This is a genomic window from Streptococcus sp. GMD1S, from assembly GCF_000296875.1.
Taxonomy (GTDB): domain Bacteria; phylum Bacillota; class Bacilli; order Lactobacillales; family Streptococcaceae; genus Streptococcus.
This window is the reverse complement of sequence record NZ_AJQY01000242.1, coordinates 1-702: the sequence shown is the minus strand read 5'-3', so window position 1 is coordinate 702 and position 702 is coordinate 1. Positions and strand designations below refer to the sequence as shown.

The following is a 702-nucleotide window of genomic DNA, read 5'->3' as shown; positions in this document are numbered from 1 at the left end:
GCTTCGTCTGCTGAGAATCTGACCTATGTCACCTGGGATCCTCATCCTGATGTTGAAGCGACTCGGAACTCGATTCGAAATTGGGTTGCATCCTATACTAATCCCAACTATTACAAATGGGCCATTTGTCTCAAAGAGAACCCAGAGCATGTGATAGGAGATATCAGCATCATTGAAATGCACGAGGAAGATTTAAGTTGTGAAATTGGGTATGTTTTAGGAAAAAACTTTTGGGGCCGAGGTATGATGACAGAGGCCTTGAAAGCTGTGTTAGATTTTTGTTTTACTCAAGCAGGCTTTCAAAAAGTCAGAGCTCGTTACGCTAGTCTCAATCTAGCTTCAGGCCGTGTTATGGAAAAAGCGGGAATGTCTTATCTAAAAACCATTGCCAATGGTGTGGAGAGAAAAGACTACGTTGCGGACCTTATTTATTACCAGATAAGTAGGGAGGACAGGTGATTCTCTTTTCTGTTTCTACCAAAGTCAGACCTTGTCTGGCTTTTTTTGTGCCAGATTTCTAAATAAGCTGATTAAATTCCTATTTTTCCCTATCATTGTCCCTGTTTTTTCTGGAGTTTTGGGGATATAATAGACCTATCAAATCAAAGAATGGAGGAAGGCAATGGACAATGTAATCTTTTTTATTAGTGTTTTTCTTGCTGGAATTCTTTCCTTCTTTTCTCCTTGTATTTTACCCTTGTT

General features: G+C 39.6%; 1 protein-coding gene and 1 pseudogene. Both read left to right on the top strand.

Going from position 1 to position 702, the window contains the following annotated elements; all coding sequences use genetic code 11:
• Positions 1-459: GNAT family N-acetyltransferase (locus tag GMD1S_RS08555; protein WP_000851897.1), on the top strand; the 459-nt coding region annotated here is incomplete at its 5' end.
• A gap of 163 nt (positions 460-622) precedes the next feature.
• Positions 623-702 (top strand): annotated as a pseudogene (locus GMD1S_RS11885) (cytochrome c biogenesis protein CcdA); the annotation flags it as partial.